At 44.6% G+C, this 16,666-nt stretch carries 10 protein-coding genes; 7 read left to right on the top strand and 3 right to left on the bottom strand.

Annotated elements, in window-relative coordinates; all coding sequences use genetic code 11:
• The first annotated feature begins 47 nt into the window (after positions 1-47).
• The 5 genes from glmM to coaBC all read left to right on the top strand — a co-directional run bounded on the left by glmM (position 48) and on the right by coaBC (position 4,816).
• A complete protein-coding gene (gene glmM / locus ACESM0_RS07865; protein WP_372905309.1) occupies positions 48-1,394 on the top strand; it encodes a phosphoglucosamine mutase in 1,347 nt (448 codons plus the stop codon).
• A 421-nt stretch (positions 1,395-1,815) separates the two neighbouring features.
• Complete coding sequence (locus ACESM0_RS07860) at positions 1,816-2,697, top strand: YicC/YloC family endoribonuclease (RefSeq protein ID WP_372905307.1); 882 nt, start codon at positions 1,816-1,818, stop codon at positions 2,695-2,697.
• A gap of 39 nt (positions 2,698-2,736) precedes the next feature.
• Positions 2,737-3,309 (top strand): guanylate kinase, encoded by a 573-nt coding sequence (gene gmk / locus ACESM0_RS07855; protein ID WP_372905305.1) that lies wholly within the window; start codon positions 2,737-2,739, stop codon positions 3,307-3,309.
• A gap of 8 nt (positions 3,310-3,317) precedes the next feature.
• Positions 3,318-3,611, top strand: a complete 294-nt coding sequence (locus ACESM0_RS07850) for a DNA-directed RNA polymerase subunit omega (protein WP_372905303.1) — start codon at positions 3,318-3,320, stop codon at positions 3,609-3,611.
• Between the two features lie 2 nt (positions 3,612-3,613).
• On the top strand, positions 3,614-4,816 hold the full coding sequence (coaBC, locus tag ACESM0_RS07845) for a bifunctional phosphopantothenoylcysteine decarboxylase/phosphopantothenate--cysteine ligase CoaBC (protein ID WP_372905301.1): 1,203 nt from the start codon (positions 3,614-3,616) through the stop codon (positions 4,814-4,816).
• Positions 4,817-4,991: 175 nt separating this feature from the next.
• Here coaBC and ACESM0_RS07840 read toward each other — a convergent pair whose 3' ends face one another.
• From ACESM0_RS07840 to sprA, 3 genes are all read right to left on the bottom strand, one after another.
• Positions 4,992-5,456 carry a YybH family protein gene (locus tag ACESM0_RS07840; RefSeq protein WP_372905299.1) on the bottom strand — a complete coding sequence of 155 codons (465 nt, stop codon included), beginning with the start codon at positions 5,454-5,456 and terminating at the stop codon, positions 4,992-4,994.
• 450 nt (positions 5,457-5,906) lie between these two features.
• The gene (locus tag ACESM0_RS07835) at positions 5,907-7,130 is read right to left on the bottom strand and encodes an alpha/beta hydrolase family protein (RefSeq protein WP_372905297.1); all 1,224 of its coding nucleotides are present in this window, start codon (positions 7,128-7,130) and stop codon (positions 5,907-5,909) included.
• Positions 7,131-7,384: 254 nt separating this feature from the next.
• Entirely contained in the window at positions 7,385-14,590 is a 7,206-nt protein-coding gene (gene sprA / locus ACESM0_RS07830; protein WP_372905295.1) for a cell surface protein SprA, read from the bottom strand.
• A 228-nt stretch (positions 14,591-14,818) separates the two neighbouring features.
• Here sprA and ACESM0_RS07825 point away from each other — a divergent pair, with 228 nt between their 5' ends.
• Positions 14,819-16,234: an LptF/LptG family permease gene (locus ACESM0_RS07825; RefSeq protein ID WP_372905293.1), complete on the top strand. Its 1,416-nt coding sequence runs from the start codon at positions 14,819-14,821 to the stop codon at positions 16,232-16,234.
• On the top strand, positions 16,227-16,666 hold a 440-nt coding region (locus ACESM0_RS07820), incomplete at its 3' end, for an LptF/LptG family permease (protein ID WP_372905291.1). The genes ACESM0_RS07825 and ACESM0_RS07820, both read left to right, overlap by 8 nt.

The raw sequence follows: 16,666 nt of genomic DNA, 5'->3' as shown, positions 1-16,666 counted from the left end.
ACTCATCATATTTTTAAACTAAACAATCCAAAAAATTTACAAGCTTTATGGCATTAATGATCTCAGTATCCGGAATCCGCGGTATTTTCGGTTCCCACCTCACCCCACAAAATCTGGTCACATTTACATCAGCATACGGCACCTGGCTCAAAGGCGGCACCGTAGTTGTGGGTAGAGACTCACGGGTAACCGGACAAATCTGTGAAGACATCGTTTGCGCAACCCTTCAAAGCCTAGGGTGTAATGTTGTCAAAATTGGCATTGCCCCAACTCCAACCGTTGCCATGAGTGTACTTCAGCATAATGCGGATGGCGGAATTATTCTAACAGCCAGCCATAATCCCGAACAGTGGAATGCTTTGAAGCTTTTGAACAGCAAAAGTGAATTTCTGGATGCGGATCAGGGGAAAGAGGTACTGGACATCGCCGATAAAGAGACATTCGATTACAAACTGTTTGATGAAATCGGTTCTGTTACCGAAGACCCCGATGCCATTCAAAATCACATCCAAGCTGTTTTGGATCTCCCTTACATTGATGCAGATCTGATAAAAAGTAAGAATTTCAAAGTTGCCGTCGACGCTGTTAACGGCGGTGGTTCGGTGGCTCTCCCCGCCCTGCTCGAATCGCTCGGAGTTCAAACGGAGTGCATCTACTGCGAACCCACCGGAATTTTTCCGCACAACCCTGAACCTCTTCCCGCGAATTTGACTGAGGTCTGTGATTTTGTAAAAAAGAAATCGTGTGATCTTGGAGTTGTAACAGATCCAGATGGAGACCGCCTTGCGCTGGTGGATGAGAACGGACGACTTTTTGGGGAAGAGTACACGCAGGTTGCAGCCTTTGATCTGCTGTTGAGTAAAAAACCGGGTGATACAGCAACGAACCTATCATCCTCCCGAGCAGCTGATGATATTACAAAAAAATATGGTCATACCTGCCATCGCTCTGCAGTAGGTGAAATCAATGTTGTTAAGGTGATGCAGGAGAAAGGCGCCGTTATTGGCGGTGAAGGAAACGGCGGAGTGATTAATGCCGACCTGCACCCGGGCCGTGATGCATTGGTTGGAACGGCTATGATCCTGCAGCTGCTGGCCGAGCGCGACATCAAAGCCTCTGAATACAGAGACTCACTCCCGGATTATGAAATGAGCAAGCAGAAAATTGAGCTGAACGATCTTGGAATGGATGCGGATGATCTGCTCAAAAAAGTAACCGACGTTTATGCTGATCAAAACCCAAATACGGTGGATGGGGTTAAGCTCGATTTTGATGAGGGATGGGTTCATTTCAGAAAATCGAATACCGAACCGATTATCCGGGTTTACAGTGAAGCCAAAACAAAAGAAAAGGCTGCTGAACTAGCCGAAAAGATTTTGTCGGTAATCAAATAACATAAGTTTAGTATAATAATTTATAAAATGAGCTTTCCCTCCTTGGAAAAGGAGGGGACTTCTCGTTTTACCAAATCCAAAATATTTACATCGGATTCACATTGAATAGTCCTTTTGTCTAACTTCCAAGTTAACCGTTTCAGACATCCCATGTTTTCTATAGAAAGCTTTCCTATTTTAAACATTCATTAAGCTTAACCAACGTGAGTTCTAAATAAGAAAATTGATGACGGGTTTGACCAATTCTCCCCTAAAAAGGGGCTCCGAGCGTTAGCGACACGTAAACCGAAATTAAGAGGGGGTCCAAAGGATTTTTCATCATTTTGGTGCAAGTCCAAACATCCCCCTAAATCCCCCTTTGTTAAGGGGGACTTTAAATTCTAAATTTAACCTCGAATTTACGCTAAATAAATATTTCAGAATGATTACATCGATGACAGGTTTTGGCCGGGGTGAATCCTCATCAAGCGGCTACCAGGTAACGGTTGAAATTAGAACGCTAAACAGCCGCTACCTGGACATTTCCGTTCGAATGCCTCAATCCATTCAGGATAAAGAGATAGAGCTAAAAGAGTGTGTTCAAAAAAACCTTTCACGTGGGAAGGTAAATCTTAATATCAATGTAGACCGGACCAAAAGCGCCGGACCCGATATCAAACTGAATGAACAGCTGGTGAAAAGCTATAGCTCAATTTTAAGGAATTTGAGAAGTACGGGAGATATTGATGAGCCTGTTACGGTACACGACCTTTTGCAATTCAATGATATTTTTGAGACCCGCAAAGAGGACGAAAAAGAGGTACGCGTTATTTGGGAATGCACAAAAAATGCCCTCGAAACTGCGCTCGATAACCTGAACACCATGAGACGAAATGAAGGCCGGGAGCTGAAGGATGATCTGTCGAACCTGGTTACGGAAATTTCTTCCCTGCTCGATGAAGTTATTGAACTGTCCGATAAAAGAGCCCCTGAAATTCGGGAAAAGCTAAAAACCCGCATTCAAAAAATGATTTCGGAAGAGCAGATCGATCCCGACCGAATGGAGATGGAGATCGCCCTCTTGGTGGATAAAATGGATATTAACGAGGAGGTAATCCGGCTGCAGTCACATCTGAAATTTTTTCTTGAAGCCCTGGATGCCGAAGAACCGGTTGGCCGAAGGCTCAACTTCCTTTGCCAGGAGATCAACCGCGAACTGAATACTATCGGCTCCAAAGCAAACGATTCTAAAGTAGCACATCATATCGTTTTGGGTAAGGAGAAGCTGGAGCAGGTACGCGAACAGGTTCAAAACATCGAATAATTTTTCAAACAAGCTTCACGTAAACATTCATCATTTTTTATGAGTAAAAAGGGCAAAATCCTGATTCTGGTCTCGCCAAGCGGCGGGGGAAAATCCACCATGACCAAGCGCCTGCTTAAAGATTTTGACGAGCTGAAGTTCTCCGTCAGCGCAACCACCCGGGGGCCCAGAAAAGGAGAACAAGACGGCGTGCACTACCACTACCTCTCCGAAGACGTTTTTAAAGAAAAAATTGAAAATAACGAGTTTTTGGAGTGGGAAGAGTTTTATAACGGCACCAAGTACGGAACTTTACGTTCAGTCGTTGAAAATGAGCTGAATAAAGGCTATTTTATTTTGCTTGATATTGATGTATTGGGTGCACTGAATGTTAAAGAGCTTTACGGCGATAAAGCACTTACTCTTTTTATTCAGCCTCCATCTCTTCAAGTATTGAAAGAGCGTTTGATTGCGCGGGGAACAGAAACAGAAGTGTCTCTGGAAACTCGCCTCGAACGAGCTGAAAAAGAGATGAAGTACGCGTCAAAATTCGATACCATTATTATCAACGATGATCTGGAAACAGCGTACAGCCGGATCAAAGAAACGGTTTCAACTTTTATAAATTCATAAATACTATTATGCCGATTCGAACACTCAACTTAGAAGAAATGGGCAGCAAGAAGGGTAATCGCTACGAAAAAATTGTTGCGATGTCTAAACGAGCCCGACAGATTGCTGCACAGGAAAAACTGGAACTCGACGAAAAGCTCAAATATTTTGAAGGCTTTGAAGATGAAGATGAGTTCACCTTCAACGAAGAGCAGGAGAGAATTTCAAAGGCGTTCGAAAAACTGCCACATGCAACTCAGCGTTCAGTCATCGAAATGCTGGACGATAAAGTAACCTATCGTTACCCAAATAAAGAGATTTAAAGATGCTTGCCGGGAAACGCATCATATTGGGCGTTACCGGTGGTATAGCTGCTTATAAAGCAGTTTATCTTCTACGCGATTTTCAAAAAGCGGGAGCTGAAGTCCGGGTCACCATGACTCCCTCGGCTACCCGCTTTGTTGGTTCTGAGACCTTTGCCGCACTCAGCCGGAATGAAGTAGCGGTTGAAGTCTTCAACGATACGGAGCCCGGTAAAAACTGGACCAAACATATTCATTGGGGCGAATGGGCAGATCTTTTTGTAATTGCCCCCTGCACGGCTAATACACTGTCAAAAATTGTCCACGGCCAGTCAGACAACATGCTCACCTCTACCCTTCTAGCCGCCAGATGTCCGATTTTGATCTGTCCAACCATGGATGGAGAAATGTATGAAAGTTCTTCGGTATCAAAGAATTTAAAAGAGGCCGGGGAGTTGGGATTCTACATTCTCGAACCCGACACCGGATATTTAGCAAGCGGACTGGACGCCATAGGCCGACTGCCCGAACCGGATGCTATTATTAAACGATCAGCTGAGATCATTAAAGATCATCAGATACAGGGACCACTAACCGGGAAGAAAGTCATCGTTACAGCCGGACCCACTCGCGAATTTATTGACCCTGTTCGGTTTATTTCCAATCCGAGCTCCGGCAAGATGGGCATTGCAATGGCAGAGGCCGCACGTGCACTCGGAGCTGATATAACACTGCTCCACGGCCCCATAAAGGAACCGATACCTGACAGGTTACAAACCGAACAGTTTATCACAGCAGATGACCTTTTTGAAATGATGAAAGAACATCAGAATGCTGAGATTGTAATTATGGCGGCGGCTGTGGCTGACTTTAAACCGGATAGTTCATCAGATAAAAAGATTAAAAAACAGGGCTCCGGCAGTTCTCTCAAAATTGACCTGACAGAAACCCCCGATATTCTTGCCTGGCTGGGCAATCAGAAGAAAGAGAACCAGATACTGATCGGGTTTGCAATGGAAACTGAAAACCTGATTGAGAATGCCCACACAAAACTCAAAAAGAAAAATCTGAATTGGATCTGTGCAAACCAACTGAACAGTGAAGGCTCCGGCTTTGAGGGTGATACAAACACTATACATTTGCTGGGACCGGACACTCAAAAAGAGTTCACCGGACAAAAATCAGAGATTGCCTCAAAAATTCTGTCAGAGATATTTGATTTGTAAATCAAATAATGACAATCCTTATTTGAAAAACTTCCATAGCCTACAATATTTCATAACCTTAGAGATTTAAATATCACGAAGTCAGATAATTAAGGCACTAGTTTTATGATGTTTTAAAACCGGATCGCAATTTTAACTCATCTTTTTTGCAACGAGCAAAAGAACCTGCCGTGATTTATTCAACAGGCATGTTGCTATTAAACATATCCAGGTACATTTTCCAGGTTCCTCTCTCCTGTTTCCAAATCACGATGTACTTGGATTTGTCGACTAATTCACCATCTTCTCCATGCAACTCTGCAATGCTAACTTCAACCAAAGCCTTTCCATATCTCTCCACATCACCGGTATGCAGTTTAATTTCGCTGATTCCCGTATCCATTATAGCCTGCCAGTAAGACACCAGGTTATCGCTCCCTACTACTGATTCACTGTTTGGCGGAAGTAATTTTGCATCAGCTGTATATAGTTCACTCATACCGGCGGGGTCCAGTTTTTTATATGTTTCCATAAAAATTTCATTTCTCTCTTCCACTAAGTCTAGGTCTTTTTCTAAGGATTTGCCGTGCATAAACCCTGTACCCAAAAGTAAGGCGAGTAACAGTACGAATAGCAATTGAACTTGTCTAGATTGAATCATGGTTCCCCCATTTTATTTATGATTAAAAAGCTGTGTTTTACAGCTTATTTTATGGGAAATAACTGTCGTGATATTCTTGATTGTATAGTACTTTTTAAAAATGAGTTTTGAACAAGGATCGGTCAACTAATCTTTCCCTACTGTCTCTCTCTAACTTATGTTCTTGTGTCAAAACTGTTTTAAAAAGAAAATACAAATGATGTGATATGACAATTAGAATTCAGCAACAATAGAGTAATAGTGCATCTGAGCCCTTCTGATCCGGATATCTTTGAAAGATTACCCGAAAATCATGAGGTATACCTTAACCGATCCCGAATGATTTGAGCCACTTCACATTGTGGTAAAGTTACGGTTTCGCTCTTCAGATGAATACGGCTCTTGATTGGTTAAGAATTTGAATCAGAGAACTGAAATGGCCTCAAAGATCGTCAAATGTATATTCTGTTGTTAATACTTTACAAGAAGTTGTTTTGATGCACTTTCCAGCCGGGCCAGTGTTTCCAGGCCCCAGGGAAAGATGCCCTCAGAATGATTCACACCTTCAGGCCGGAGGTAGGTGAGGTTTGTTTTACCAGTCTCCACGGCTCGCTCTTCAAATTCATCGCTATTAAATATTGGCGCAACTCCATCCGAGTCACCATGCACCAGCAGAACCTCAGCACTTGGCACGTACAGCAAATTGTTTTCTGCAACGGCCGATTCCAGCTCAACCTCCTCCCCATTCAGATAACGCTCAATAAAGGAATCAGTGAAAAGTTCTGTCATAGTCTCGGGAAGCTGTGATACCACCTGAGCCGAACTTAGCGAGCCATCAAAGAGGCCTTCTGATATCCTTTCATCGTAAGGGGAGTTGAAATACTCGCTCAGTGGCCGCGGAAAGCTGTAGATATTATGATAACTCTGTAAAAAATAAGCGTAGCACGCTACACACTCGGCGGGTTGATCAACATTATTGATGACATAATCCATTGTTGATGAGAGATCAAATATTGGTGCTCCCATCGAAATCAGGCCCGGCTGAAGAGGTGACGGCCCTGTCTCCATTTTTTCGGCAAGTGCCAGAGTTGCATAGGCACCTTCAGAGTAACCGATCAGGTCGATTGAATTTCCAGACCACTCGATATCATTCGCCTCAAGAAACTCCATACCGGCCAAAATCATATCATAGCTTGCCGACGCCAGCGTCTCTTTGTGCTGGTACGGATGCGGCTGAATTGACGTAACACCATATCCAAGGTAATCCGGCAGAAATACAATATTGCCGGCCGATGCGAAAATAGCTTTCCGGGTTGTGGCAGAATTGGATGTCGCATCTACGGAAGGTGCTTCACCATTAGAAAATATAGTTGCGTGCTGAATAGAGAGAAGTCCCGGCTGAGGAGCATCAACAGGTACAATTACAGCTCCGGAAGCCTCAATAGAATTACCATTTATATCCCTGGTCTGATAGACAATCCTGTATACATCAACATCGTGATTTATATATGAAGCAGCATCCGGCTGGCCCGCAAGTGTTACCCAAAAAAACTCCATCGAGGATTGCGTAATCGTACGGTTAAAATCTTCAGAAACCAGGGTTTCAAATACTGGCTCTTCGATGTCATTATTGTCGCTGCAAGAGAGAGTAAAGAGTAGCAACAGGAATAACGCCTGCCAATTAAGATATTTCATGAATCTGTCGGTTGGTTATCGTTCTTCGGTTAACATGATAATCAAGCAGAACCTAAACTTCTATGAAAGTTTCAAGTAACCTAAGTTCGAATTAAGAATTTGGAACTTACGTTATGATGCATTTGAAGATCTTCCCTCCTTCAAAACACTTCATTAGGAGGGGATTCTACTATTGCCTACTAATTCCTTCAAGGAAGCTCACAAAGACTTATCTATTTACAAATTGAATGACTTTTTATCGAAGTCACGTTTAGCTACGACGATCGGATATTAATTCGAATATTAAATCGAATATCGTGGGTGGTGCGTTTAAACGTCCGGGATGATTGAGGTAAAATCTGTGTAAACCCATATTCAAAATTTGCCTGGATTGTGTTTGAAAAACGGTAACCAACTACGGCTGACCCGTTAATCCTTGTCTGTCCCGTAGGTGGCCTCGGATTGAAATCGTAAGCCGACGGATCCCTGTTAATTTCGCCGGGGCCATCCTGCAGCGCACGGTCAAGATCTGCATCAAGCAGAAAACGCTGTTCCATATCTTCTATGAAGTTTCCATTGATGGTTAGATCCACGTTGTTTGTAAGGGTTGAAAAAAATGGAAGTCTGAAATTTCGCAGCGTATAAGCAAACTGAACCCTTAGCCCTTTCGATATTCGCTCGGATACCTGGGTGTTGGATAGAGAAAGGCTTGTGATGTTACTTGTTTCGTACCCCAGCTGTGTTCTCAGTCCATTATCCCATGTCACATTCAGCTGCATCAGCGGAGCAAATCGTTTCTCAATATTTACAGATGAAGGATCAAATTCCGGCCTTACATCTTCAACCTGATACACACCAATTCTTCTTGTTATTTGCGAGTCAGCATCGTTATTTAAATTCCATCCAATCCTGTACAAACCGCTGTAGGAGTGAGTTATGGTTGCTCGCTGCATGTAGCGGCCAATCCACGGAATAAAACTTTCCACCCCGGTCCAGTTAATTCTCCAGTTTGGCAGAGGTATCGGGGTAAAGTTTTTATCGCCAAATACTGACGCCCGGCCGAGGTATGCAGATCTAAAATCTTCCTGAAGGGCTACACTGTTCAGAACCGTGTTTCCGTTATCAGATCCAATTACATTTTCTGTCGTACTCATACCGTCAAAAGCGGTCCGCAGCTGGTCCCTGAATAACTCTTCGTAGCCTGTTCCAAACGCCCACACACTTGAACTGATATTACCGGAGGAACTCGTTACCGAGGTTATTTCATTATCCGGTCCCAGCGAGATCGATTCCGTGCGCCGTTCATCCCACTGAGTTTGCCAGTTGAGATCTATCGACAGATTTGAGAAAGGATTTAACCGGGTTCCAAGTGTTATATTATCCGAATAGGTATTGTTTGCAGGAATTTGAAGGGTTCCTGTTCCATCCGGATTAGCAATCAACTGATCCTGCCTTATCCTCTCTTCGATGCCGATCCTGTAGCCGAATGACGGTGTAAAATCTTCCCCCGCACCAAACATATCAAAAAAGCTCGACCCTCCATCGTAGCCCGCCTGCGACCCTGTATTTGAGTTGCTGTAGTTTATATCTGCACTGCGCATGCTAAATACAGCCAAAAATGTTTTTCGGGCATAGTATGTAAACTGCTCTCCAAATGTATACCCGGCTTCATCGTCATCTTCTTCACCTGCCGCGTCTCGCTCACGCTGTGCATTTCTGTCGGCCTCTACCGCATTCCCATAAAATGGAACTTTATTTAACAGAGTCTCCGTGTTGATTCTCAGTGTGTGATCCAGCCTGAAGGTATTGGATACCCTGGCACCCTGATTTGAACCAAACGGAGAATTCTCCCATCTGAATCCACCCGAATAGCGGGCGTTGTAGTTTATCCAGTTCAGTGAACTAATTTGGCTGAATCGCGGCTGCCATCCTGCCGTATAGTTTTCGGAATAACTGCTTCTCCGGGGTGATAGGTCATCAAAAAGCAGATCCCTGAAAACATCAAATGACGATTCTGTAGCGAATGCAGTACTGTCTGCACCGGTCATGCCCGCATCTCTGATTGAAACCCTGGCTAAATCGAAAACACCCTGCGACTGAAATGACGTTGTTATTGATGGCGTAAAGTTATATCCGAAGCCGAGATTGCTGGTATAGGTAAAGCTGTGAGTCTGCTGAGTAGCAAACTCATCCTGATCACGAAGCGCTCTTCGCTTTCTCTCTTCATAGGATCTCCGGGTGCTTAAAGACGAGGAGAAACTGGTTGGCGTAGTGCCCAATTGAATTCCGGCCAGGCTACCCGCAAGTGGTATATTTGATAGAAAATTAAAAGGCCTCACATATCTGGCTGACCTGAAGTTGTGATTGTAACGAATCGAGGCGTTATAATTCCAGTTATCTTGAAAAATATACTCCGGTGACCTTCCATCAGTCGTGTTATAAACGTAATTGACCGTGGTATTATCCAGAGTGTAGCGCGCAATTCGGTTTTGCGAATTACGCTTAGACATGTTCGACAGATTAATGGAATAGCTCTCCCTGAAGGTTTCAACTTCGCGGGTTTGCTGCTCAATCAGCTCATCCTGCTGATCTTCATTCAGATCTGTTCTAGAGCGTACAGCCTGCTCAAAGTCCGTCAGGCGAATGTCCCCCTGATTTGGCAGGTATTTTGGAACAGAGTTAGATCTTCTTGTGGATAGGTTTACGGGAAGACTCCAGCCGTAGCGTTCCGGAATGAAGCTATCCATATTTACCGTCGTGGATAAATCATACGCTGTTTCATTACTCACCCTTCTTTGCCCCAAACGGGAATCCAGTGAACCAAACCCCTGTGTCTCCCGCGTAAGATTTGCGTTTACCGTGGCAAAATCAGCAATCTTGAGGGTTGATTTAGAATTCGCAGCCCAGCCCGTCTCGTTGTCAAAACCGGACACCCTGAGTTCGTTCAGCCATAATTCTGCATTCAGAATGGGTGTACCCGGCCCATCGGGGTTATCCGCATCAAAAGGATTGCGAATCCCCATCCCTACTTCAGAAACCCGCCCTAATGATGGATTCCCTTTTATAGCAACTACGGCGCCCGGTACAGATTCTTCGAGAATATCAGAGCGCTCATACACTTCAGTAAGAGAGCCACCTCCCTCCTGGTCCCTCAGCTGTTTTAACTGATTAAAAGCTGAAAGAATAATATTCATGCTGTTCTCGTCATAAAGCCATACTTGCGTCGCCTCTTCATCAAACAGCGGATTCCCGGATGGATCAAACTCCTGATATGGAAAGTTGGGATTTGAAGGCGTCACCGGCTGGCGATACTCGTAGTAGTTGTTTTCAAGATCGTTGCCAAAACGCATAACCAACTCTGCATCTCCCCTGTTCTCGTACCCTTCCCCGTGTACAAACATTCTCATATTTGAGTAGTTTAAAAGATTCAAACCGCTGGGGTAAACCCTCTTTACCAGTTGCAGAGAACCCGGACCCAAATTTTCTGCCTGCAAGGCAATAGACTGTTCATTCTGAAGCGACTGAAGCTGTGTACTTCGGTTTTGTGCCCGAATAGCCCCACGAGGCTGGCGATAGGGAATCGGGCGCCGATTTGAGTTTTCCTCGATATTAATCGTGCTGATTTTTATATCGGCATTGGGATCGCTCTGGGTATTGATATTCTCATCCTGTCTCCATTGATTTCCTACAAAATCCAGGGCTGCAAAGCGCAGAGTAAACGGCCTTTCATAGCCCGACATCCAAATACGTACATAGGTGATATTCTGAAAATCGTTGATATCTCCTACCGTTCTCTTGAAATCATCCAGCGGTATTCGAACCTGGTACCATCTGTCCTGCTGGCGAGAGCCGGGAACCCTGTCAACGATATATGTTCCGGGTGATCCGATTTCCAGACGGTTTTCATCGGCCGGATTTAACTCCACCTCGTATTGGAAGTAGGCATTGGTTAGCGCTACTGTAGACGGATTTACTAAACCTTCGGTATCGGGCCTGTTCGTCGACGCTCTTTTCTCACTTTGGTCAATGGGCGTGTTCCCGTCGCCAAACCCGAGCATCCTGTGAAATCTTTCGTGCAGCGGCAAATCCTGCACTTGTGACTCTCCATAAAAGACGTAGTCGTCATTTGATGGATCTGCAGATAGTCGCTGAAATATCTCACTGGCTTCTCCCCACTGCTGCCTCATTTCATCCACAAAATCTGCGAAAATCGTCTGCTCATTCAAGCCGTTAACTCCGCCTGAATTTGGCATTCCATCCAGCCCAACATCTTCCAAATCTCTGTTTTCATTGGAAAATTGGCCCTCGGGCGGGGGAGGATTAGCGGGCAGAACCGATCTGGGATTCATCTGACTGTCAAGAATCAACGTTTCAGGATTTAGTGCCAGCCCATCCTCCGTGTTAAGTTTGGAATTGGGAACAACATCTTCCGATACCAATCCGATATCGATATACATTTTGCCATCAAAATCGTCTACGGCTCCTGCGGGTGCAGGCTGACCATCTTCTAGTACAGGCTGAACCCAAAATTCCAGGAACTCAATGTTGTTCTGTGAAAAATCCTCCTGTCCGGATGGGATTACTGCCGTCATACCTCCCCATGTTCTTTCGGGTTCTTCTTCCAGCAGTGTTCTCAGATCAGGATTATAATTGTATTGGCCGCTGGATAATGGATTGTAAAAAACATCCATCGTGGTGATAATCTCTTCCTGAGGATTCTGTGTTTCACGCCCCGGAAAAACATCTGTTACCCGAACCGGCTCAGATTCCGGTGTAAACTCTACATTCCCCAGAATGGTTGAAATATTTCGCGGAATAGAGTACCAAGAGAATTCAGATCTTAAATTGGCTCTGTCCAGTTTAGACTGACGGGTAGAAACCGGCTGACCCGGAAAATCATCCTCTTCAAAAATAAGCTCATCGGGCTCGTAACCCGGAACAGCTACAGGTGAGGATGCTAAATTCCAGCGGGTGGCATTTAAAAGATTGATTTTTATGTTGGAGCCTTCAAAATCGTCTAAAAAGGATAAACCCTGCTCTTCGTCTTCAAACAGTTCATTATTTCGAATAGCCCTTCGTACCGCTCGCGTATCCGCTACACCGGGTCGAAGCTGTGCAAACTCCCCACTGAACTCAAATTCTGAATTTTCCCTGGTCTGTATCAACGGTAACCAGTCTACTGCCCTGGTGATAAACGGTGTGTCGAACCGTGCATTTGCATCAACCCCGAGTACAGAATTACTAATCGGTTCATCACCAATCAGGATTTTATCGTCCAGCGGACGCTCATTAAATCTGAAAAAAGTACCCCCCAGCTGAAAGTTATTGGTAATATCGTACTCTGCCCGCAAGCCTGTAAAGGTTTTCTGTTCGATGGAAGTGAGCGCCTGATTTTCATATTCGATCCGAATATCTTGTCCCGGTGAGGTGTAGCGATCATTTAAGATGGTAATGCTTCCAAAGGAGTAGTCCACCTGGTAGTCAACATTTTCCTGCAACTGATTTCCATTTGCGTAGACACGAACCGACCCCTCAACCAGTGCAATACCAAGGTTATAGTTTTCCTGCAGGCCTCCGCGGGATGTCCCACTGAATCTGAAAAATCCGTTTTTAGAACTTTGAGAAGCGTTTCTCTGTCTCTCCTGATACAGTTCATTATACGTCAGCCGTTCGATGTCTTCAGGGCTTGCCGGCGAATCTTCCAATACCTCCTGAATCCTGTTGCCAAAGGGTTCCAGGTATGGAAATATGATCAGGCCATTTTGCGGATCCAGTGTACCGGTTCCGAAATCAAGCTGGTTATCCGGCTCTAACGCTCCCTGCGAATCGACCCGGTCCAGGCCTAAATCCTGCAACAGTGTTGTACTCCGGCCCGGTAATCGATCCCTGGCGATATTCTGCTCGGTAAATTCGAGCTCCAGTTCCAGCGATTCACTATTTATGTTACTCACGCCCAGCGAATAGATGTTGCGCATCGTCAGATTAAAAAGGTCACTGTCTGTTGATGAATTCTGAGGTCGAAGCATTTTAAGGAAAATCCTGTCGTTACCGCTTCTGTTCAGCTCACCAACGTTTACAATTTCATTATTTGCGCCTCTATACGTAAATGAGATTGCCAGAACCTCCCTCGACCCCAACCCTTTGCGGAGAGAGATGTATCCGGATGTTTTATTAATCGTGTAGTCTGTTCCCTCTTGCAGAGGTGTAAAATATCCTTCTTCAAAATTTCTGGATTCAGTAATGCCTAAATCTTCTGCAGAAACACCCACCTGCGGATCACGAAACTGGTCCAGCAGCTCCGGGTCGAAAACGTCCTGGTTGTTATCGGGAGGTGAAAATTCCCCGGGTCCATCTCTTACAACTCCTTTATCAGCCAGGGCTACGGCCAGACGTGCCCCTGCGTCTGACTGTATATTTTCTCTGAGCACCCAAACCTCTACATCTGCAATCTGAAGAGTTTGCGATAGCTGCTGAGGATTCTCCATACTGTTTTCAAACTCCTGCCGTGTATAGTAATCCAGGAAAAAGTGCCTGTCGTCGCTGTAGTCGGCTGGTCGGATTTGAATAGGCTGCTCCGTTGATCCTCCACGAATGGTTTCAACATTGCTCTCACCGCCTTGCTGAGATAGAACGGATGTAAGCCTGAATGATCCCAGCTCTGCAACAGATTTTATACCAAAAAGTGCTCCACTGCCTCTAATCAGAGAGTTTCCGGTATTCATATTCACATTACCCAGCTCGATACTCTTAATGATTTCATCTTCATATCCCTCGTAGATAATATTTAAGCGGTTCATATAGTCGAACTGCCTCTCTGTATCCCAGTCTGTCTGAATAGTTAGTTTATCTCCGATATTTCCCTGAATGTTCAATTGCAGGCTCTGGTCGAAGGTCGGGTCTATTCGGGTTTGCTGATCGGGCGGCAGACTTGGATCCTCCGAAAGTTGAACAGACGCCCCTACATTCATCGTTGCTACTCCGTTGACTCTTAAATTCACTTCCGGAGTTCCAAAAATAGATGAGAAGGCAGACTCCCTTCCTCCCGGAATGCCAACACTAAGGTCAAAAAGACCCCTGCCGGTTTCATCCCTGCGCGCACTTTCCCGTATAAATTGTCGCCAGTTTTCTCGTTTAACGCGCTCTCTTTGAATTTGGACATAGTTCCGAAAACTCATAGAAACAGGGAAACCGGATCTGTACCCGCCTATTCTCTTTTCAGCGTAAAAGCCTCCGTCACTGCGAGTTTCGATGGAAATTTCCTCTTCAGGAAGAGTTATGTAATAGAGTTTGGGTATGGGTTTAAAATAGACAGGGGCAATTTTGTCCCCTTTTATTGCGGGAAAAGTTGCACTCAATTCTTCGCTTTGAACCGTAACTGTGTCTGCAGGCTCTCCGTCTTGTGCATATACTTCTGTTACTGAAGCAAAATGCATCAACCATCCCAAAATTGGAAAAAGTAGTAAAGAACGTTTTATTGGCACTGGAATAAACTGCAGTTATCCGGCTTTTTTACAGCCTTTTATGAAAGAAAACAAACGTGTCAGTGTCGTAACGTTTTATGCGATAAGATCTGCTTTTATGGGGTTCAAATAAGATTGCCTAAGAATAATAAACTCTCTGCAAAGATGTTTAAAAATAGATGGTTTTGAAAGCTTTTGATTTTTGAATTGCACTTTTCATGAATGTTAAAATAGCTGTACTATTCAGGCATGTTTAATCAAGTACAGACGGATCTTTTCCGAAAACATATCGGGCCTTTTCTTTTCTGTTTTTTTACAGTGATGTTTTTGCTGCTGATGCAGTTTTTAATCCTTCACGTAGATAAACTGGTTGGCAAGGGTTTGCCATTTTTGATCGTTTCCGAGCTGATTCTCAGTAATCTGGCCTATATGGTGGTTTTGGCTGTTCCGATGGCGGTACTGGTATCCACGCTTATCGCATTTGGCAAATTCTCTGAGTGGAATGAATTAACAGCTATTCGGGCTGCCGGTATTAATCCAATTAAACTAATGGCTCCCATAATACTGGCAGGTGTTGTTCTGTTTGGTCTGATGGGTTATTTCTCAAACTATGTGTTACCTGAATCCAATCATAAAGCTCGCTCTCTATTTTTGGATATCCGCATGCAAAAGCCGGCTTTCGACCTGCAACCCGGCATTTTCTATGAAGATCTGGACGGCTACACCTTTCTTATTAATGATATAGACAGTGAAACGGATTCGCTTTACGATGTTCGTGTTTTTCAGGACGCCACGGATAACCGTAAAGAGGCGTACATCAACGCGGAACGCGGCTGGCTCGAAAGTCCCGATCAGTATACCCTCTCACTGTTTCTCTACAACGGATCGTCGCTGCGTTTTATCCCCGGTGAACGAAGAGATGAGCAGACACTGGAGCGCAGTAATTTTTCAACCTACCGAATGAGTTTTGACCTCACCGATCTCTCATTTTCACGATCCAACCCGGAGCAGAGAAGCAGAAATGATCGTACAATGAGCGCCCAAGCCATGCTGGCTGTGGTCGATACGTTGCGAACCGAACAGCAAAGAGAAATTCAAAAATTTAAACGAAACACCGGGCAAGATCAGCAGATACCTTTTCATTCTGAAGCCGGCGGGTCTGTAAATTTGATCAAAGGTGATTTGCAAGACACGCTTCAAATCTATCAGTCGGACCTGATAGCGTTGAAAGAACTACCAAATCCTTCCGCAAAGATTAGCTCAATCAACCAAGCCATTAACTCCATAGACCGCTACAACTCAGAGCTCGATAATCTGAAATCGAACGTAAGCTGGCGAGATTTCAGGCAGGCTGAATTTTTGGTTGAAGTTCATAAAAAATTCTCTATCCCCTTTGCTTGTATCGTCTTTGTATTTTTGGGAGCTCCCATAGGAATGTTAACACGAAAAGGAAATCTGGGTGTTGCTGCACTGATCAGCGGCGGGCTGCTCACCGTCTACTTTATTGCCATCATCCAGGGAGAAAAACTGGCCGATAGATTGATTATCAGTCCATTTTGGGGAATGTGGGGAATTAACATCTTCTTTTTGGCGGTCGGTATCATTCTCACCCTGCACGTGAGCACATCCATCCGGATTACAAACCTATTCAGAAGTGATGAATAAACTTGACCGCTACATCTTATTGAGGCTTCTTACCATCACGGTTTTTGTGCTGGGGATGTTGATCTTCATCTTTATCCTGATCGACTTTTCTGAAAACAGCGATGATTTTGCCGATAAGGGCGCTGAAATGGCGGAGATCTGGAGTCAGTATTATTTGAACTATATCCCGGAAATGATCCGGCTGGTCTCTCCGGTTGCTGTATTGGTTGCCTGCCTCGTTTTATCCGGGCAGATGACTGAGCGGCTCGAAACAACGGCTATAAAGGCCTCGGGAATTAGCTTATACCGGCTATTCGTACCCTACCTAATGTTTGGATTTGCAGTTGCAATCTCAGTCAGCTACCTCGATGCCTATGTTATCCCAAACTCCAATGCAGAACGAATTACTTTTGAACGTCAATATATGTCGGGCAGCAGCGATAGGATTGACAG

Source organism: Rhodohalobacter sp. (assembly GCF_041686455.1).
Taxonomy (GTDB): domain Bacteria; phylum Bacteroidota; class Rhodothermia; order Balneolales; family Balneolaceae; genus Rhodohalobacter.
Note: the sequence above shows the minus strand (reverse complement) of the source record. Positions and strands in the feature narration are given on the sequence as shown.